Here is a 19,170-nt window from a genome sequence, read left to right as displayed (position 1 = left end):
TTTCAATTAACTTTCAAATCAATTTCATGTACTTCCAAACGATTTCTCTCAACCATTTTTTTACATTCTAAAGTTAAACACCGTAATATCCTGTTCTATCAGTCTTTATAACTGACTAGCTTAGTACTCAACTCACACATTCTATCTCTTTTTTCTAAACTAACATTTAGAAAACAATTTTTTATTTTACAAAGTTATCCACAGATTGTGTATAACTTTTACTCAATTACAAACTCCAGCTGATAAATTCCCCCTACATTTTTTATAGGAAATTTCGGATTTTGTTAGGCGCTTTCAAAAAAACATGATATACTGAAATTAATAGAAAAGGAGACATTATGAAAAAAGATCAACACCAACTTAATTGGCTGATGGTTTCTCTGATTGCCTTCAACATGGTTTGGGGGCTAGGAAACGTCGTCAACAACTATTCTCAACAGGGAATTTCCGTCGTCGTATCTTGGGTTTTAATCCTCGCACTCTACTTCATCCCTTATTCCCTCATTGTCGGACAACTAGGTTCTACCTTTAAGGAAAGCGGAAGTGGTGTGAGTGACTGGGTTGAAAAAACATCAACCAAACGTCTCGCCTACTTTGCTGCTTGGACTTACTGGGTTGTTCACATTCCTTACCTCGCACAAAAACCACAAGGGATCCTGATTCCGCTTGGATGGGCCTTGCAAGGTAACGGACAATTTCTAAAACAAATTGACATCCACTGGATTGTTATTCTCTGCTTACTAATTTTTGGACTTTTCCTCTACCTTTCTACAAAGGGATTGGCAACTCTAAAAGTCATCGGTAGCTTGGCAGGAAGTGCTATGCTGATTATGTCTTTACTCTTCGTGCTTTTGGCAGTCGGTCTGCCTTTCATTAAACCAGACATCCAGTTTGCGACTCCGCACATGGATCAACTGAGCACCTACATTCCAAACTTTGATTTTTCTTATTTTACAACCATCTCACTACTAGTCTTTGCCGTTGGTGGTTGTGAAAAAATTTCCCCTTATGTGAATCAAACTCGCAATCCTGCAAAAGAATTTCCAAAAGGTATGATTGTCATGGCCATCATGGTAGGTCTCTCTGCTATCCTTGGTTCAGTTGCAATGGGAATGCTATTTGATGGCAATAATATCCCTGAAGACCTCATGCGTAATGGTGCTTATCAAGCCTTCCAAATGTTAGGAAATTCTTGGGGAGTTGGAAACCTCTTTGTCGTGATCTATGCTCTTACAAATATGGTCGGACAAATCGCGGCACTTGCCTTCTCTATTGATGCACCATTACAAATCCTTCTCAATAATGCTGATGAAAACTACATCCCAAGCTGGCTTCGTAAACGTACTGAAAAGGGTGTCCTCATTAACGGCTACCTTCTTACAGGTGTCCTCGTTAGCCTTATCATCATTCTTCCAATTTTTGGTATTCAGGAAATTGATGGACTTGTAAAATGGATGACAAACCTCAATTCTATCGTAATGCCAATGCGTTACCTCTGGGTATTCCTTGCCTACATGATGCTCAATCGCGCTTGGAAGACATACAAAAATGCCGAATACAAGTTTGTGAACAATCCTAAGCTTGGTTTTGTTATCGGTACTTGGTGCTTCCTCTTCACAGCCTTTGCTTGTATCCTTGGTATGGTTCCAAAAATTAACTATGCTGAGAATCCAACTGCTTGGCAATTCTCTCTTCTTACAAACATCTTAACCCCAATTATTCTGATTGGATTAGGTGTGATTCTACCAGTACTTGCCAAAAAAGAACAAAAGAAACAAATCAAATAAATTCTACTACTAGCTAGATAAAATCGATTTTATCTTTGCTTGAAAGAATTTTCTCAGCAAAAATCCCCTTTGAACCATGATGTTCAAGGGGATTTCTTTTTGTTTAATAGTCTATTTTTTACTTGGCCTCATACCAAGTTACGCCTTCATTTTCATCAGCAATCAGTGGCACACTGAGTTGAATGGCTTCTTCCATGGTTTGCTTGACGAGTTTTTTGATGGCAGCTAATTCTGACTTAGGCACTTCAAGAACGATTTCATCGTGTACTTGTAACAGCATCTTGGTTTTATAACCACCCTCTACCAAGGCTTTATCTAGCTGAATCATAGCGATTTTGAGAATATCTGCAGCCGATCCTTGGATAGGTGAGTTGATGGCTGTACGTTCCGCAAAACCACGAATGTTGAAGTTACGCGAATTGATATCTGGCAACTCACGACGACGTTTGAAGAGGGTCTCTACATAACCTTTATCACGCGCTTCACGCACCACTTCATCCATGTAGTTTTTGATCCCTGGGAAGCGTTCAAAGTAGGTATCAATGTAAGCCTTAGCCTCTTTACGGCTGATGCCTAGATTATTCGATAAACCAAAGTCTGAAATTCCGTAAACCACTCCAAAGTTGACAGCCTTGGCATTGCGACGATCATTCGGAGTCACATCCTCAGGACGTTCAATTCCAAAGACCCGCATGGCTGTCGAGGTATGGATATCAGCTCCCTCTTGGAAGGCCTTGATTAAGTGCTCATCTTTAGAGATATGCGCCAAAACTCGCAACTCAATCTGTGAATAGTCAGAGCTAAGAAGGACACTATCCTCCCACTCTGGCACGAAAGCCTTACGAATGAGGCGACCTTGTTCCAAGCGAACAGGAATATTTTGCAAGTTTGGATCAACACTAGACAGACGCCCTGTCTGAGTCAAATCCTGAACATAGCGGGTATGAATCTTGCCATCCGCTAAAATCCAATCCTGCAAACCAATCACATAAGTCGATTGAATCTTAGCAATCTGACGATAATCTAAAATTTTCTTGACAATTGGGGCAATCGGAGCTAGGCGCTCTAACACATCCACTGCTGTTGAGTAACCTGTCTTGGTTTTCTTGGTGTATTCTATAGGGAGACCTAGCTTTTCAAAAAGTAGTTCACCCAACTGTTTAGGTGAGTTGATATTAAACTCCTCACCAGCCAATTCATAAATCTCTTGAGTCAGTTTCTCAATGACAAGCTCATTTTCAGCTTGCATCTCGAGTAGAGTTTCTTTTTTAACCTTAATCCCAGCGATTTCCATCTTAGCAAGAACAAAGGCCAGAGGTTGCTCCATGTCATAGAGAAGGTCTAATTGTCCGTTTTCACTTAATTTTTCAAGTAAGACAGGCTCAGTCTCAACCAGCACAGCAGCCTTGCGAGCTAAGTGCTCCAAGAATGTTTCTCTCTCAGGGACAGCTTTCTTGACCCCCTTGCCGTAGAAGGACTCATCATCCATCAAATAAGTTTGGCCGTAGAGACTAGCGATGGTTGAAATTTCATTATTCTCTACAGTAGAGAGAAGGTATTTGGCCAAGCGACTATCAAAAGCTGGAGCCTGCAAGTCCAAATCAAAGCGATTTAAGAGAACTTTAGCTTTCTTAAAGTCATACACTTTCAGAGCTATTTTTTCTAGAAAATCCTTGAGAATCGGATCCTGCAGAAGTTCCAGCTTATCTGTAGCATAGAGCTTGTCTCCACAAGACCAAGCAAAACCAATCAAGTCATCTGTATGGTAGTTTTCACCAAAAAGTTCAAAGTGAAAGATGGAGTCCGCGCTTAGCATATCTTGACTGACTTGGTCAACAATAGTAAAGTCCAAACTCTCAGCCACATCAGCTGATGATACATTTAAAGCCTGCTTGAGTTGTTTAAAGCCCATCTCATCGTAGAATTTTCCGAGTTTTTCAATATCTGGACCGCTATAGACCAAATCATCTAGACCTATCTCGATTGGCGCTTTCGTGTCGATGGTCGCTAGTGTTTTAGACAGAAAGGCTTGTTCCTTGTCATTGACAAGATTTTCCTTCATCTTGGAAGCCTTCATGCCATCTATATTTTCATAAATACCTTCCAGCGATCCGTGTTCTAACAAAAGCTTGATACCAGTCTTCTCACCAATCTTAGTGACCCCAGGGATATTATCCGACTTATCCCCCATCAGGGCCTTGAGGTCTATAAACTGAGCTGGTGTGATTCCCATCTTTTCCATGAGATATTCTGGTGTAAAGGCCTCAAACTCAGCCACACCTTTCTTAGAAATCTCAACCACAGTATGCTCATCTGTCAACTGAATCAAGTCCTTGTCTCCGCTGACGATAGTTACATCAAAAGAATCCTTTTCAGCCAAACAACCCAGAGTCCCGATGATATCATCTGCTTCATACTGAGCTAACTCATAATGACGAATCCCAAGATGGTCTAGCAACTCACGAATAAAAGGAAATTGCTCACGAAACTCATCCGGAGTCTTGGCACGACCACCCTTATAGTCTGCATACATCTCTGTACGGAAGGTCGTCTTCCCCGCATCAAAAGCAACCAAGATATGACTCGGTTGAACACGCTCCAGTAGGTGATTTAGCATCAGGTGAAAACCGTAGATAGCATTGGTATGAAGTCCATTGTCATTTTTAAAACGATCCAGTTGCTGGTAAAGTGCAAAAAATGCTCGGAAAGCAACTGAAGAACCGTCAATTAGTAGTAATTTTTTCTTGTCCATACACCCATTATAAAGGAAAGCAGGGAAAAATACCATTAGGAAGAGCCCAAATGCTGAATAACACTTATGATGCTGGATTTTCTACTCGCGCACCACTGCTATCAACTTGGAAACCATCGATAGTCGTATTGACTGCTAAAGCTCCCGATGAATTTACATAGTAATATTTCCCTGAAACCTGAAACCACTGGCTAGCCTTCATAGCACCTGAGCTTTCAAGATAGTACCATGTTCCGTTATCCTTTAACCAGCCTGTCTGCATTTCGCCAGACGATTTCAAATAATACCACTTAGAACCATCTTTTAACCAACCTGTCGTCATTGTACCATCAGCTTGCAAATGATACCAGTTTCCATTAATCTTCTTCCAACCGACTGCTTTCTGACCATTTTCATAATAATACCAAACAGTTCCTTCTTTTTCCCAACCATTCTTAGAGGTTTCCGTTTTAATTAACGGGATATAACGTCTGTTCCCACTTCGTGAAATATAACTAATCCATTTATAGCCATCTTTTTCAAGAGTCTGATCATAATGAACACTTTCTCCCGCATAGTAATAATCGATAATCGTTGCTGTTAGTGATGGCTGATCCATAATGGCTGCTTTTTCTGTAAAAATATGTGTCCCGCTAGAGACAGGAGCAGACTGATAATTCCCTGCGCTAGCATTCCCCACGTCTTTAAAATGAATGAATCCAGTCATAGAATTGGCCTTTACCGTTCGTCGATTGTACCTTTCTCTGACTCCATAATTGTATTCTTCAATTTCAATCATATCACCAAAAACATTGGATACCCAAGCGACATGACCATACTGTCCACTCGTATCCCAAGCGATAGAACCAATTGCTGGGCGCTGATCTACGCGATAACCTTCTCGTTTAGCACGATATCCCCATTCATTAGCATTTCCATAAGCCGCCGGAATTTCAAAACCATTGATATTGCTCAAACGAAAGGCTGCAAAAGAAGTACACTGACGAGAATACATGCGCCATTTATCAATCTCCTGACTCCCATTTTTATAATAAGTAGGATAATCATCTCCTCGTGCTAGTGATCCATTGTTTGCCTGGTTGGCATGAACAGTTCCTCCACTAAATAAAAAAATACCTGCTAAAACTAGTGAAGCTGAGCCTACAGCTGTCTTTCTGAGAAAAGTTCCCTTTTTATGTCCTGCTTTAGTAAATGTCATGCATTCTCCTTCAAATAATTAGATTTTTGAGGTTGACCTCATCTATATCATTCGAAAGAAAAAGAAAAAAGTGAGAAACTTCCCACTTTCATGAATATCCTTAATCTAAATAATGAATTAAGTTCTTTTCCGTTAAAATATCTGAATAAGTGAAAGATTCAACATAGACATTAGCCTGTTTGTCTCCTTCAACATTTCCAAACTCAACGATGAAGAGCGATGGGTAAACCTCAATTAGTTTTCCTAAACGATTTTTTTGGCGTTTACGACCATTTTCTAAGGTCATTTCTACCACTTGTCCCTCATGCGCCTTAATTTCTTCTTTGATTTTTTTCATTTTAGCCACATCTGTAAATGCGTCTGTCATCTTGGTTCCTCCATCTTCGAAATACTTGAAAATTTATTATATTCTTTTTGGAAAATCAATTCTACCGTTCCGCGAGCACCGCTACGGTTTTTCTCGATAATCACTTCTACTTTATTATTTGGAATGCCTTCCTCCTCTTCACCACCACGCTCATAATAGTCATCACGATAGAGAAAGGCTACGATATCAGCATCCTGCTCAATAGATCCAGATTCACGAATATCAGACAAAACTGGTCTCTTATCTTGACGTTGCTCTACACCACGAGAAAGCTGACTAAGAGCTATAACTGGAACTTTGAGTTCTTTTGCTAAGATTTTCAACTGACGGGAAATCTCAGATACTTCTTGTTGACGATTTTCTCGACCAGTCCCTGTGATCAGCTGAAGATAGTCAATCAAAATCAAGCCTAGATTACCTGTTTCTTGAGCCAGTTTACGAGAACGAGAGCGAATTTCTGTGATCCGAATCCCTGGTGTATCATCAATGTAGATACTTGCATTAGCCAGATTACCCTGAGCAATCGTATACTTACGCCATTCTTCCTCAGTCAATTGACCTGTACGGATAGAATGCGACTCTACCAAGCCTTCCGCAGCCAACATACGATCGACCAAACTTTCAGCACCCATTTCCAGAGAGAAAATAGCAACTGTCTTGTCTAGTTTGGTTCCGATATTTTGCGCAATATTCAAAGCAAAGGCTGTCTTACCAACCGCAGGACGAGCTGCCAAAATAATCAATTCTTCCTCATGCAGACCTGTCGTCATGTGATCTAAATCTCGATAACCTGTCGCAATACCCGTGATATCTGAAGTCTGTTGCGAACGAGCTTCTAAATTCCCAAAGTTGATATTCAATACATCGCGAATATTTTTAAAGCCATTTCGATTGGCATTCTCACTAACGTCAATCAAGCCTTTTTCTGCACGAGCAATAATTTCGTCAGCAGGTTGAGAAGCTTCATAGGCTAGGTTTACAGACTCTGTCAACTTAGCAATTAGACGTCTAAGCATAGCCTTTTCTGCTACAATTTTAGCATAGTATTCCGCATTGGCAGAGGTTGGCACTGAATTGACAATCTCAACCAGATAAGACAAGCCTCCAATAGTTTGTAAATCACCCTGGCTATCTAGTATCGTCCGAACTGTGGTTGCGTCAATAGCATCTCCACGATCAGATAAATCAACCATAGCTTGAAAAATCAAACGGTGAGCATACTTAAAGAAGTCCTGTGAATCGATATATTCTCGGACAAAAACGAGTTTAGTCTCATCAATAAAAATGGCTCCTAAAACAGATTGTTCTGCCAGGATATCTTGAGGCTGAACACGCAGTTCTTCAACTTCTGCCATCAGACTTTCCTTCCTTTTACAATATTGTCAACCAATCGTAAATTAAGCTTCCTTGACACGAAGATTGATTACACTTGTTACATCTTGATAAATCTTAACCGGAACATCAATCAAACCAACTGCTCGGATTGGTGATTGAACTTGAATGTGGCGTTTATCAATTTTAATACCAAATTGTTTTTGCAATTCTTCTGCAATTTTCTTGTTGGTAATAGATCCAAAAGTTCGTCCATCTGGACCAACTTTTTCAACAAATTCAACGATTGTTTCTTCTGCTTCCAGTTTTGCTTTAATTTCCTTAGCTTCTGCAAGCATCTCTGCATGTGCTTTTTCTTCTGATTTTTGCTTACCACGCAACTCACCAATGGCTTGAGCGGTAGCTTCCTTAGCAAGGTTTTTCTTAATTAAAAAGTTTTGTGCATATCCAGTTGGTACTTCTTTAATTTCACCTTTTTTCCCTTTACCTTTAACATCTGCTAAAAAGATTACTTTCATTCTTCTGACTCCTTTTCTTTTGTTTCATTAAAAATAACTGTTTTCAGTTTATCTCCTGCTTCTTGCAGGCTCATATCTGTCAAACGTGCCGCAGCTAAGTTAAAGTGACCACCGCCACCTAACTCTTCCATAATTCGTTGGACATTAATCTTACTTCTGCTTCGCGCAGAAATGGAGATTGCTCCTTGACTATTCTTAGCAAGTACAAAGCTAGCCTCTATACCAGACATAGCAAGCATAGCATCAGCAGCCTTACTAATAACAACCGTATCGTACTCTTTATCCTCCAAAGCTTGAGCAACCAGGATTGATGGTTGTACCATTTGCCCCTGCAAAATGAGTTCATTTACCAATCGATATTCTTCAAAATCAGTGGCCGAAATTTCCTGAATGACAATGCTATCACTCCCTCTCGTTCTGAGATAACTTGCAACATCAAAAGTTCGACTAGTTACCCGAGAGGTGAAATTTTTAGTATCCAACATCATTCCCCCCATAAGAACACTAGCCTGAATACGACTCAAACGTTTCTTCTTAGAGTTTTGAAATTGAATCAACTCAGTTACAAGTTCACTAGCACTACTAGCTCCACTCTCGATATAGGTAATGACCGAATTATCTGGAAAATCTTGGTCACGACGATGATGGTCAATGACAATCGTCTGGGTAAACAAGTCATAAAACTCTTTGGATAAGGTTAAAGCTGTCTTAGAATGGTCAACCATCACCAGTAAGGAGCGTTTGGTAACCATTGTCATCGCTTGATTTAAAGGAAGAAGTTTTGAAACACCCTCATCTTCCAAATAATTGACCGCTCGAGCGATATCTGGAGACATCTGTGTAGGATCATAAATCACATAACTATCTTCCAGTACATTACTCGAAAACAACTGCATTCCAACTGCTGAACCAAGAGCATCCATGTCAAGATTCTTGTGACCAACAACAAAAACTCGATCGACACTTTTAAGTTTATCTGAGATAGCTGTCATCATAGCACGAGTTCGTGTCCGAGTACGTTTAACAGATGCTGCTGAACCGCCTCCAAAGTAGATTGGATTTTTGGTTTCATCATTCTCTTTTACAACTACTTGGTCACCACCACGAACTTCCGCTAAGTTGAGATTGAGGAGAGCAACCTTCCCAATCTGGTCATGATTCCCATCACCATAGGAAACTCCTATACTCATCGTTAGTGGCAAATTTCGTTGCTTAGCTTCCTCACGAAAGGTATCAATCACAGAAAATTTATCCTGCATCAAGTGATCAAGTACGGTATAGTCCGTAAATAAATAGAAGCGATCCATGCTCACTCTACGAGAAAACATGGCATGTTTCCCAGCAAATTCTGAAACAAAATTTGCAACAAAACTATTGATATGACTAATATCTGATTCAGACGTTTCATTTTCCAAATCATCATAGTTATCAACTGAGATAATTCCAATTACAGGACGACTTGTTACCAATTCAGCAGTCGCCTCATACTCACCAGAAACATCAAAAAAGTATAAGACACCCGAATTTCTATCCAAATGCACTGCATAACGTTTCTCCCCAACAATGGCATAAGCCCCTGGAGTAGAAATCGAACTCTTTAAAATCTTTTGAAATTGAGGAAAATCAATTTCTCCATCCTCGGTTGTCAAAATTAACTCCGCATAGGGATTGAACCATTCAATCTCACTGCTGTTCATATTTAATTTAACAACCCCGACAGGCATTTGCTCTAGGAGGGCACTCAAACTATCCGTAGCCTGATGATTGACATACTGGATTTGCTCGATATCTGTTTTTTTGTAATATTTTTTCTGGAAATTAAATAGCAAAACATAGAATACAATAAATAAAAATAGACTTGCTATAGTGATAAGATTATCCTTTACTAACACAATCAAAATGGTCATAATCGTAAAGGTTACCATAGCAATCAGATACATAAAAAAGGGATTTATTTCATTTTTTTTCATTACAAACCTCTTGCGCATTATTATACCACAAATGTAGCCAAAAAGCGACTTTTAAAGAGGGAACCCTATATTCAGATAATCGTAAAATATCTAAATCATAACCACCCGTCTAACGGGTGGTTTGCACCAGGGCTATAAGCCCAAATTACCAGCCAGCGCCTAAAGACGCTGGCTTTCACGTTGTTCAAGCCTCATTGCTCTTGACTCGTCACTTGCCTCTTAAAGAGGCGTGAGTATTACTTGCCACTATCCCTAAAGGGATTCTCATATTCTTTTACACTTAATTTATCTAGTGCTATATCATGCTTTTCCTGATCTGGTATGTATTTCCTTATCGTGGCTTCATTAAGCCCTACTGTACTCACATAATAACCTTCTGCCCAGAAATGCCGATTCCCAAACTTGTACTTGAGGTTGGCGTGTTTGTCAAACATCATGAGTGCACTTTTACCTTTTAAATAACCCATAAAACTCGAAACACTTATCCTTGGTGGAATACTTACTAACATATGTACATGGTCTGGCATTAAGTGACCCTCGATAATTTCAACACCGTTATAACTACACAAACGATGAAATATTTCACCTAAACTACTCCGATATTGATTATAGATGACTTTTCGTCTATACTTAGGGGTGAACACAATGTGATACTTACAGTGCCACTTTGTGTGTGATAAACTATGAGACTTTTGTGCCATGGTTTTCTCCTTTCGCTTTACAATTGGCTTGAACACCTTTATTGTATCGCGTTTGGAGTTTTTTTGGTATAACTTTTGATGCGCACCTAACGGAGCGAGACGGACTAATAGTCACATAACTAAAAAGTGGTTTACACTAGTGTAAACCACTTTTACAAACTAATTATTAAGATTATTTAACTTCTAGAAGACCGATATCTCCATCTTCACGACGATAGATAACATTTGTTGTTTCATCTTCAACATCTACATAGATAAAGAAGTCATGTCCCAATAAATCCATCTGTAAGATAGCTTCTTCCAAATCCATTGGTTTCAAATCAATTTGTTTTGAACGAACAACTTTTGGTTGTGCTACATCTAAGTCCTCAACTAAAGCATCTGTAAAGAGTTGACTTGTTGATACTTTATTTCTGTTCTTACGTTCAATTTTAGTTTTGTTTTTACGAATCTGACGTTCAATCTTATCTGTCACCAAATCAATAGAACCGTACATATCTTGAGAAATATCTTCTGCACGAAGAGTAATAGATCCAAGCGGAATGGTTACTTCTACTTTAGCAGTCTTTTCACGGTAAACTTTCAAGTTAACACGCGCATCCAATTCTTGGTCTGCTTGGAAGTATTTTTCGATCTTTTCGAGTTTAGAAACTACATAATCACGAATTGCTTCTGTTACTTCTAGGTTTTCACCACGGATACTATATTTAATCATATAAGTACCTTCTTTCTAAACATATTTGTTTTTCTAATTATATTATAACGCTTTCATATTTTTTTTGCAAACTTTTTCCTCATCTTGCGAGGGAAAAAGTTTTAATATTCTGACAACCAGCTGCTAAAAGCATACTTTTAAGACGATTCAAGGTAGTTCCAGTTGTATAAATATCATCAAAGAGTAAGATATTTTCTGGGGGCTTCACTCCACCTTTCAATAAAAATGGAAACTCTGCAAGTAAGCGATCCGATCGATTTTTTGAAGAACTAGCCTCAACTTCTTTTTTAACCAAAATATCCAGATATGCTAACCCAGTATCCTTTATCAAACCCTCAACTTGATTAAATCCTCTACTTGTAAAACGCTCGTCACTCAGAGGAACAATCACAATCTGATAGTCCTTATACTTCTTTAACTCTTTTTGCAATATCTCAGAAAATACCTTTCTAAGAAGATAATCACCATCAAATTTATAGTGACTAAAATATTCTTTCATGGCCTGATTATAGGAATAAAGAGCCACATGATCAACCTTTACACCTTTTTTACACCAAAATTGACAATCTTGACAGATGATTGACATTCCTTTTTTAAAACAACTAGGACAATGATTACCACCAATGCTCTCGAAAGACGAAATACAGGATTCACAAACTAGTTCCTCCTCCTTTTTAAAACAGAGGAGGTTAGTAAAAGTTATCTCTGTTTGCAAGCTTTTACCACACAATAAACACTTCATACTCCTGCCTCCTGATTCATTTGCTTAATCTCCTTTATGGCTTTCTTAATGGACAGATTGAGTCCGTCATGGAAAAATATCAGTTCTCCGGTAGGACGATCCATGCTTCTTCCAACTCGCCCACCAATTTGTACTAAACTTGACTTGGTAAAGAGTTGATGATTGGCTTCCACCACAAAAACATCTACACGAGGGAAGGTAACTCCACGCTCTAATATAGTTGTGCTTATTAATATCGTCAACTCTCCATCTCGAAAGGCCTGTACCTGCTCTAATCGGTCTTCCGTAATTGAGGATACAAAGCCTATTTTCTCATTCGGAAACTTCTCCTGCAAAATTTCTTTTAGTTTTTCTCCCTTTTTAATCTCAGAGGCAAAGATTAGTAAGGGATAGGCCGTCTTTCTCTGTTTCTCAATGTAAAGTTTTAATTTTGGAGGTAAGCCATTTTTTTCTAAATATCTATTAAAATGCGATAACCAGATTGGCTTGGGAACAATGAGAGGATTTCCATGAAAACGACGAGGTAAACTGAGACGCTTTAACTCCCCTTGTTTAACTTTTCTATCTAACTCATCAGTTGACGTTGCTGTTAAAAATATTCTCAATCCGGTCTCCTTTACACAATTATTGACAGCATGGTAAAGTACAGGATTATCAACATAAGGGAAGGCGTCTACTTCATCCACAATCAATAAATCAAAAGCTTGATAAAATTTTAATAGCTGGTGAGTGGTTGCTATAACCAAAGGAGTACGAAAATAGGGATCCGACTCCCCATGTAATAGCGCAATATCACATGCAAAATCATTTTGTAGTCGTTTATGGAGCTCTAGGCAAACATCAATTCGTGGACTGGCCAAACAAACAGCTCCACCTTGATCAATCACCTTGGCAACAACTTGGTAAATCATCTCTGTCTTACCAGCTCCTGTCACTGCATGTACCAAGGTAGCCTCCTTCTTATCTACCGCCTGAAGGAGTCCTTGTGATACCCGCTCTTGAAATGGAGTCAGTTGACCTGACCATTTTAGTACATCTTGCTGTGGAAACCTTTCTTGCGGAAAATAATAGAGATTTTGATCACTTCTTATTCGCTTCATAATCAAGCATTCTCGGCAATAAAAAGCACCAATAGGCAAATGCCATTCTTCTTCTATCTGACTACCACAACGCTGACAATATTGTTGACCCTTTTCTTTTTTCATGGATGGAATTTGTTTTGCTTGTTGTCTCTCCTCATGACTTAATTCTTGCTCGGTAAAAAGGCGACCGAGATAATTTGGATTTACTTTCATATTTCTTTATTCGTAAAATGTAGAACTTTACGCTATTTTTTAGTACAATAAAAATATGGAATACAGAACTATAAAAGAGGACGGACAAGTCCAAGAAGAAATCAAAAAATCACGCTTTATCTGTCATGCCAAACGTGTCTATAGTGAGGAAGAAGCTCGTGACTTTATCACAGCTATCAAAAAAGAACACTATAAAGCTACCCACAACTGCTCTGCTTTTATTGTCGGTGAGCGTAGTGAAATCAAGCGAACTAGTGATGATGGAGAACCTAGTGGGACTGCTGGCGTTCCTATGCTAGGAGTTCTGGAGAATCACAACCTTACTAATGTCTGTGTGGTAGTTACTCGTTATTTTGGTGGTATCAAACTAGGAGCTGGTGGTTTGATTCGCGCTTATGCTGGTAGCGTTGCTCTAGCAGTTAAGGAAATTGGCATTATTGAAATCAAAGAGCAAGCTGGCATCTCCATTCAAATGTCTTATGCCCAATATCAAGAATACGGTAATTTTCTTAAAGAGAATAATCTTATAGAATTAGAGACAAACTTTACAGACCAAGTTGACACAATGATTTTCGTTGACAAAGAAAGGAAAGACGATATCAAGGCTGATCTCATTGAATTTTTCAATGGAAAAGTTACTCTAACTGACAAAGGTTTACGTGAAGTTGAAGTACCTGTAAACCTATCGTAAAGAAAGGAAATATCATATGGCTTTTGGAAGATTAATTCAGGGACTCGCTGGAAACTTCAGTGAGCAAAGTAAAGAAACTCTTACCAAGGAGTTTGGACAATATTTATTAGAAAATGAAGAAATTCAAAGCGGATATAAACTCATTCGTGACTCAATTATCTTTACAAATATCCGAATCATCTTTACAGATAAACAAGGGGCAACCGGACGGAAGATGTCTATCAAATCAATTTTCCTCATGAACATTGTCAATGTTGAAATGGAAACTGCTGGACTTGGGATTGATGATAGTGAGATTACGATTACTTATTTAGAAAATGCCTTTTTAAAATCTCACAATGAGCATTTTAATTCTCACAAATTTGAATTTCCAAAGAAAACTGATATTGTACCTCTTTACACCTATCTATTTGACTTAGCTTATCATAATCGTTTGAATATGAATGGTTTGAATCATTGATATAAAAAAATCCTATCACTCCGATAGGATTTCTATATTTTACAAAAGTTAAAGTTAGCGTTATACTAGTAGCATCTTATATAAAGAGGTGCTAATATGGCAATTTATAACAATATCACAGAACTCATCGGTAGAACACCGATTGTTAAATTGAATAACATTGTACCAGAAGGTGCAGCAGATGTTTATGTAAAACTTGAAGCTTTTAACCCAGGATCGTCAGTTAAGGACCGTATCGCCCTAAGCATGATTGAAAAAGCAGAACAAGAAGGTAAATTGAAACCTGGTTCTACCATTGTAGAAGCAACTAGTGGGAACACTGGTATTGGTCTCTCATGGGTTGGTGCCGCTAAAGGTTACAAAGTTGTTATCGTTATGCCTGAAACAATGAGCGTGGAACGTCGTAAAATTATCCAAGCTTATGGAGCTGAACTAGTCCTCACTCCTGGTAGCGAAGGAATGAAAGGTGCGATTGCAAAAGCGCAGGAAATTGCTGCTGAGCGTGATGGTTTCCTACCATTACAGTTTAATAACCAAGCTAACCCAGAGGTTCACGAAAGAACAACAGGAGCTGAAATTCTAGCTGATTTCGGAGCTGATGGTTTAGACGCCTTTGTTGCCGGTGTTGGTACTGGAGGAACTATTTCTGGTGTTTCTCATGCTCTTAAAACTGCTAACTCAAACATTCAAGTTTTTGCTGTTGAGGCAGACGAGTCAGCTATCTTGTCTGGTGAAAAGCCAGGTCCTCACAAAATTCAAGGTATTTCTGCTGGATTCATTCCAGATACACTTGATACAAAAGCTTACGATGGTATCGTTCGTGTAACATCAGATAACGCTCTTGCACTTGGCCGTGAAATCGGTGGAAAAGAAGGATTCTTAGTCGGTATTTCTTCTGCAGCAGCTATCTATGCAGCAATTGAAGTCGCTAAAAAACTTGGAGCAGGTAAAAAAGTCCTTGCGCTTGCACCAGATAACGGAGAACGTTACCTATCTACAGCACTCTATGAATTCGAAGTATAGTCTCCTAAATACACTAAGCCCTTGTATAGGGCTTTTTGTTTACCGTTTAAAATAAAAAAAGGATTCCTATGAATCCCCTCTAACAAAAGAAAAGGAAGCAAATTAGCTTCCTTACTTTTTTATTAGTTATTCAAGGCTGCTGCCATTGTAGCTGCAACTTCTGCTTCAAAGTCGTTTGCAGCTTTTTCGATACCTTCACCAACTTCAAAGCGAGCGAACTCAACTACTGAAGCGTTAACTGATTCAAGGTAAGCTTCAACTGTCTTGCTGTCATCCATGATGTAAACTTGTGCAAGAAGTGTGTATGCTTGGTCAACTTTAGTGTTGTCAAGCAAGAAACGATCCATTTTACCTGGGATGATTTTATCCCAGATTTTTTCTGGTTTGCCTTCTGCAGCCAACTCAGCTTTAATATCAGCTTCAGCTTGAGCAATCACTTCATCAGTCAATTGAGCTTTTGATCCATATTTCAAGTGTGGAAGAGCTGGTTTACCAACCATAGCACGGCTTTCGTTATCTTGGTCGATAACGTGGTTCAATTGTGCCAACTCATCTTTAACAAATTGCTCATCCAATTCTTTGTATGAAAGAACTGTTGGTTTCATAGCAGCGATGTGCATTGAAATTTGTTTAGCAAGTGCTTCGTCTCCACCTTCGATTACAGAGATAACACCGATACGTCCACCGTTGTGTTGGTATGCTCCGAAGTGTTGTGCATCTGTTTTTTCAATCAAAGCAAAGCGACGGAATGAGATTTTTTCTCCGATAGTTGCTGTTGCAGACACATAAGCCGCTTCAAGAGTTTCACCTGAAGGCATTGTCAAAGCAAGAGCTTCTTCGTTGTTAGCTGGTTTTCCTTCTGCAATCGCTTTAGCTGTTGCGTTTACCAACTCAACAAATTGAGCGTTTTTCGCAACGAAGTCAGTTTCAGCATTTACTTCAACAACTGCTGCAACGTTACCGTCAACATAAACACCAGTCAAACCTTCTGCAGCAACACGGTCAGCTTTCTTAGCTGCTTTTGCCATACCTTTTTCGCGAAGCAATTCGATCGCTTTTTCGATATCGCCTTCAACTTCAACCAATGCTTTTTTAGCGTCCATAACACCAGCACCAGATTTTTCACGCAACTCTTTAACAAGTTTAGCTGTAATTTCTGCCATTTTGATTCTCCTATATTTTTTAAAAATAGGAGAGCCGGGCTAAGCCCCGCCCTCCTAGGTAATTACTATTTATTATGAATTAAGCGTTGTCGCCTTCTACAACTTCAACGATTTCTTCGATTGAGTCTGCTTGAGCTTCTGAAGCTGCAAATTCTGCTTCAACTGCTGCAACAGCATCTTCACCTTGGCGACCTTCGATGATAGCGTCTGCCAATTTAGCTGTGATCAACTTAACTGCGCGGATAGCGTCATCGTTAGCTGGGATGATTACATCGATATCGTCTGGATCAGTGTTTGTGTCAACCATCGCTACAACTGGGATTCCCAATTTTTTAGCTTCTTTAACAGCGATTTGCTCTTTATGTGGGTCAACTACGTACATTACATCTGGAATACGAGGCATATCTTCGATACCACCCAAGAATTTTTCAAGACGTGCACGTTGTTTGTTAAGAAGTGCAACTTCTTTCTTAGGAAGAACTTCAAAAGTTCCATCTTCTTCCATACGTTTGATTTCTTTCAAACGAGCGATACGTTTTTGGATTGTTCCCCAGTTAGTAAGAGTTCCACCCAACCAACGGTGGTTGATGAAATATTGACCTGAACGTACTGCTTCTTCAGCAACTGCGTCAGCAGCTTGTTTCTTAGTACCAACAAACAATACAACTGCATCATTAGCTGCAGCATCACGCATGAAGTCGTATGCTTGGTCAGCGTATTTTACAGTTTGTTGTAAGTCGATAACGTGGATTCCGTTACGCTCAGTGAAGATGTACTTAGCCATCTTAGGGTTCCAGCGACGAGTTTGGTGACCAAAGTGTACACCAGCCTCAAGAAGTTGTTTCATTGAAATTACTGCCATGAGTATTTCTCCTTTTTGTTTTTTTCCTCTTCTTGATTTCAGCTTGCAAAACGACCTGAAGGCAACAGCTTCACAATTCATCAAGAATGAGTATTATCGTTTACACGACAAGTTACATTGTATCATAGTTGAGCCTTTTTTTCAAGTAATTTTGCTAGTTTTTCAATGAAAACTCAAACGTCTCACACTAACTTCTACCATAGTGGAACTGACTCTGACACGGAATTCCACTGTTTTTTGCAATTTTTATCAGATTAACTTCCACTCGTACTAGCGGTGGAACTTAGTTTGGGTATTTAGCGAAAACTCAAACTTGGGATTTCACCATCTTATAAATAAGAAAAGAGACCCAATCTGAGTCTCAATTTTTTCATTAGTTTGGATAGATGTAAGTAACATAACCTTCAGAAGTTGTAGTTGGGTTGAACCATCCACGTTTGTTACCAATTGTACGATCTCCACCGTAGTTAGATTCAGATACCTGAATACTTGATGATGATGAAACAGCTGTAACAACCGCTACATGTCCATATCCTCCATCATTCCAACATGCAATCGCACCAACTTGTGGTTGAGAACCAGTACGGAATCCTGCTGCAGCTGCACTTGTTGCCCACTGCGCTCCGTTACCCCAGTAATCTCCAGCCCAAGGTGCCAATGTTTTAGCTCCCCAAGTACATTCACCAGTTGGATAACTTGAAGCATTTGTACTATATGTTGGACGTGATGTTGTACGAGTAGCTACAGGTGTGTAGCTTGAATCATCATCTGATGATGAAGAACTTGAAGTTGCTTGCACTTGTGCAGCAAAGCTTGTATTTGCTGATGCTGCAACTGATTGTTGTTGACTTGCTTGTCTAGCTTTATAAGCTGCTTCTGCCTCTGCTGCCGCTTTAGCTTCTGCCTCTGCTGCTGCTTTTTGCTCCAACAAGCTAGTTTTTTCATTTTCTGCTGTAGCTTTTTCAGCTGCAAGATTTAACTCAGCTACTTTCAATTCTGCTTGTTTTGTTGTCAAAGCTTGAGCATCGTCAGCAAGTGTTTGTTGGTTAGCAATGACTGTATTGATTGCTTCGTTGTTTGCAACTTGTTTTTCAGAGATAGCTTTCTTATCTTCTTTTTGTTGCTGCAACATTTTATTGTTTGCTGATACGATTTCACTCATAGCTGCTACACGAGAAATAGCTTCTGTGATTGAGTCAGAGTTAATAATCGTATTGATGTAGCTTGTAGCAGTTCCGTTCGTTTGTGCACTACGAGCTTGGTTTTCAAGCGATGCATTACGAGCTACAATATTTTTTGAAAGCTCTGCGATTTCACCTTCAAGTTTTTTAGATTCTTCTTGAAGTTTTTCGTTTTCAGATTGTAATTTTTCTTGCTCTGATTGAATAGCTGAAACTTTAGTTTGAATTTCGTCTACTTGTTTTTGAGCTTCTTTCTGTTGAGCTGTCAAGTTACTAATTTTACTATCTTGAGCAGCAATTTTTTCATCTGTTGTATTTGCTTTAACACTTGAAAGAACAGCTCCTTGTGAGACCAATACTGTACTTAACAAAAGTGATGCTAGGATTTTTTTCTTCATAAGTGTGAATACTCC

17 protein-coding genes are annotated in these 19,170 nt (G+C 39.1%); 4 read left to right on the top strand and 13 right to left on the bottom strand.

Annotation, left to right across the window (positions count from 1 at the left end; all coding sequences use genetic code 11):
* The first annotated feature begins 338 nt into the window (after nt 1-338).
* The gene (locus QM469_RS04295) at nt 339-1,787 is read left to right on the top strand and encodes an APC family permease (RefSeq protein WP_301559903.1); all 1,449 of its coding nucleotides are present in this window, start codon (nt 339-341) and stop codon (nt 1,785-1,787) included.
* A 118-nt stretch (nt 1,788-1,905) separates the two neighbouring features.
* On the opposite strand, the gene polA is transcribed toward QM469_RS04295, so the two are convergent.
* From polA to QM469_RS04245, 10 genes are all read right to left on the bottom strand, one after another.
* Nucleotides 1,906-4,539 (bottom strand): DNA polymerase I, encoded by a 2,634-nt coding sequence (gene polA, locus QM469_RS04290; protein ID WP_414276116.1) that lies wholly within the window; start codon nt 4,537-4,539, stop codon nt 1,906-1,908.
* 64 nt (nt 4,540-4,603) lie between these two features.
* Nucleotides 4,604-5,737: an N-acetylmuramoyl-L-alanine amidase family protein gene (locus tag QM469_RS04285; protein WP_075231027.1), complete on the bottom strand. Its 1,134-nt coding sequence runs from the start codon at nt 5,735-5,737 to the stop codon at nt 4,604-4,606.
* A 100-nt stretch (nt 5,738-5,837) separates the two neighbouring features.
* On the bottom strand, nt 5,838-6,104 hold the full coding sequence (locus QM469_RS04280) for a Veg family protein (RefSeq protein ID WP_000128621.1): 267 nt from the start codon (nt 6,102-6,104) through the stop codon (nt 5,838-5,840).
* Complete coding sequence (gene dnaB / locus QM469_RS04275) at nt 6,101-7,459, bottom strand: replicative DNA helicase (RefSeq protein ID WP_000852500.1); 1,359 nt, start codon at nt 7,457-7,459, stop codon at nt 6,101-6,103. The genes QM469_RS04280 and dnaB overlap by 4 nt, the downstream gene beginning before the upstream one ends.
* A 42-nt stretch (nt 7,460-7,501) precedes the next feature.
* Nucleotides 7,502-7,954 (bottom strand): 50S ribosomal protein L9, encoded by a 453-nt coding sequence (rplI, locus tag QM469_RS04270; RefSeq protein WP_000864204.1) that lies wholly within the window; start codon nt 7,952-7,954, stop codon nt 7,502-7,504.
* Nucleotides 7,951-9,924: a DHH family phosphoesterase gene (locus tag QM469_RS04265; protein WP_414276115.1), complete on the bottom strand. Its 1,974-nt coding sequence runs from the start codon at nt 9,922-9,924 to the stop codon at nt 7,951-7,953. Before QM469_RS04265 ends, rplI begins: the two co-directional genes overlap by 4 nt.
* A 236-nt stretch (nt 9,925-10,160) precedes the next feature.
* Entirely contained in the window at nt 10,161-10,625 is a 465-nt protein-coding gene (gene tnpA, locus QM469_RS04260; RefSeq protein ID WP_414276114.1) for an IS200/IS605 family transposase, read from the bottom strand.
* A gap of 172 nt (nt 10,626-10,797) precedes the next feature.
* On the bottom strand, nt 10,798-11,340 hold the full coding sequence (gene hpf, locus QM469_RS04255; protein ID WP_045762429.1) for a ribosome hibernation-promoting factor, HPF/YfiA family: 543 nt from the start codon (nt 11,338-11,340) through the stop codon (nt 10,798-10,800).
* A gap of 79 nt (nt 11,341-11,419) precedes the next feature.
* On the bottom strand, nt 11,420-12,082 hold the full coding sequence (locus tag QM469_RS04250) for a ComF family protein (protein WP_153224655.1): 663 nt from the start codon (nt 12,080-12,082) through the stop codon (nt 11,420-11,422).
* Nucleotides 12,079-13,377 carry a DEAD/DEAH box helicase gene (locus QM469_RS04245; RefSeq protein ID WP_153224654.1) on the bottom strand — a complete coding sequence of 433 codons (1,299 nt, stop codon included), beginning with the start codon at nt 13,375-13,377 and terminating at the stop codon, nt 12,079-12,081. Before QM469_RS04245 ends, QM469_RS04250 begins: the two co-directional genes overlap by 4 nt.
* A gap of 55 nt (nt 13,378-13,432) precedes the next feature.
* Between QM469_RS04245 and QM469_RS04240 the strand changes: the two genes are divergently transcribed.
* The 3 genes from QM469_RS04240 to cysK all read left to right on the top strand — a co-directional run bounded on the left by QM469_RS04240 (nt 13,433) and on the right by cysK (nt 15,551).
* Nucleotides 13,433-14,068 (top strand): YigZ family protein, encoded by a 636-nt coding sequence (locus QM469_RS04240; protein ID WP_153224653.1) that lies wholly within the window; start codon nt 13,433-13,435, stop codon nt 14,066-14,068.
* Between the two features lie 16 nt (nt 14,069-14,084).
* Entirely contained in the window at nt 14,085-14,528 is a 444-nt protein-coding gene (locus QM469_RS04235; RefSeq protein ID WP_153224652.1) for a PH domain-containing protein, read from the top strand.
* Between the two features lie 96 nt (nt 14,529-14,624).
* Nucleotides 14,625-15,551: a cysteine synthase A gene (gene cysK, locus QM469_RS04230; protein ID WP_153224651.1), complete on the top strand. Its 927-nt coding sequence runs from the start codon at nt 14,625-14,627 to the stop codon at nt 15,549-15,551.
* A gap of 122 nt (nt 15,552-15,673) precedes the next feature.
* On the opposite strand, the gene tsf is transcribed toward cysK, so the two are convergent.
* The 3 genes from tsf to pcsB form a co-directional block, all read right to left on the bottom strand.
* Nucleotides 15,674-16,714 carry a translation elongation factor Ts gene (gene tsf, locus QM469_RS04225; RefSeq protein ID WP_000808094.1) on the bottom strand — a complete coding sequence of 347 codons (1,041 nt, stop codon included), beginning with the start codon at nt 16,712-16,714 and terminating at the stop codon, nt 15,674-15,676.
* Between the two features lie 79 nt (nt 16,715-16,793).
* Entirely contained in the window at nt 16,794-17,576 is a 783-nt protein-coding gene (gene rpsB, locus QM469_RS04220; protein WP_000268462.1) for a 30S ribosomal protein S2, read from the bottom strand.
* A 373-nt stretch (nt 17,577-17,949) separates the two neighbouring features.
* On the bottom strand, nt 17,950-19,155 hold the full coding sequence (pcsB, locus tag QM469_RS04215) for a peptidoglycan hydrolase PcsB (protein ID WP_153224650.1): 1,206 nt from the start codon (nt 19,153-19,155) through the stop codon (nt 17,950-17,952).
* Nucleotides 19,156-19,170 lie beyond the last annotated feature (15 nt).

Origin of the sequence: Streptococcus infantis, assembly GCF_047464215.1 — a bacterium.
Taxonomy (GTDB): domain Bacteria; phylum Bacillota; class Bacilli; order Lactobacillales; family Streptococcaceae; genus Streptococcus; species Streptococcus infantis_P.
The sequence above is the reverse complement of the archived record's forward strand: the minus strand, read 5'-3'. Positions and strand labels throughout refer to the sequence as shown.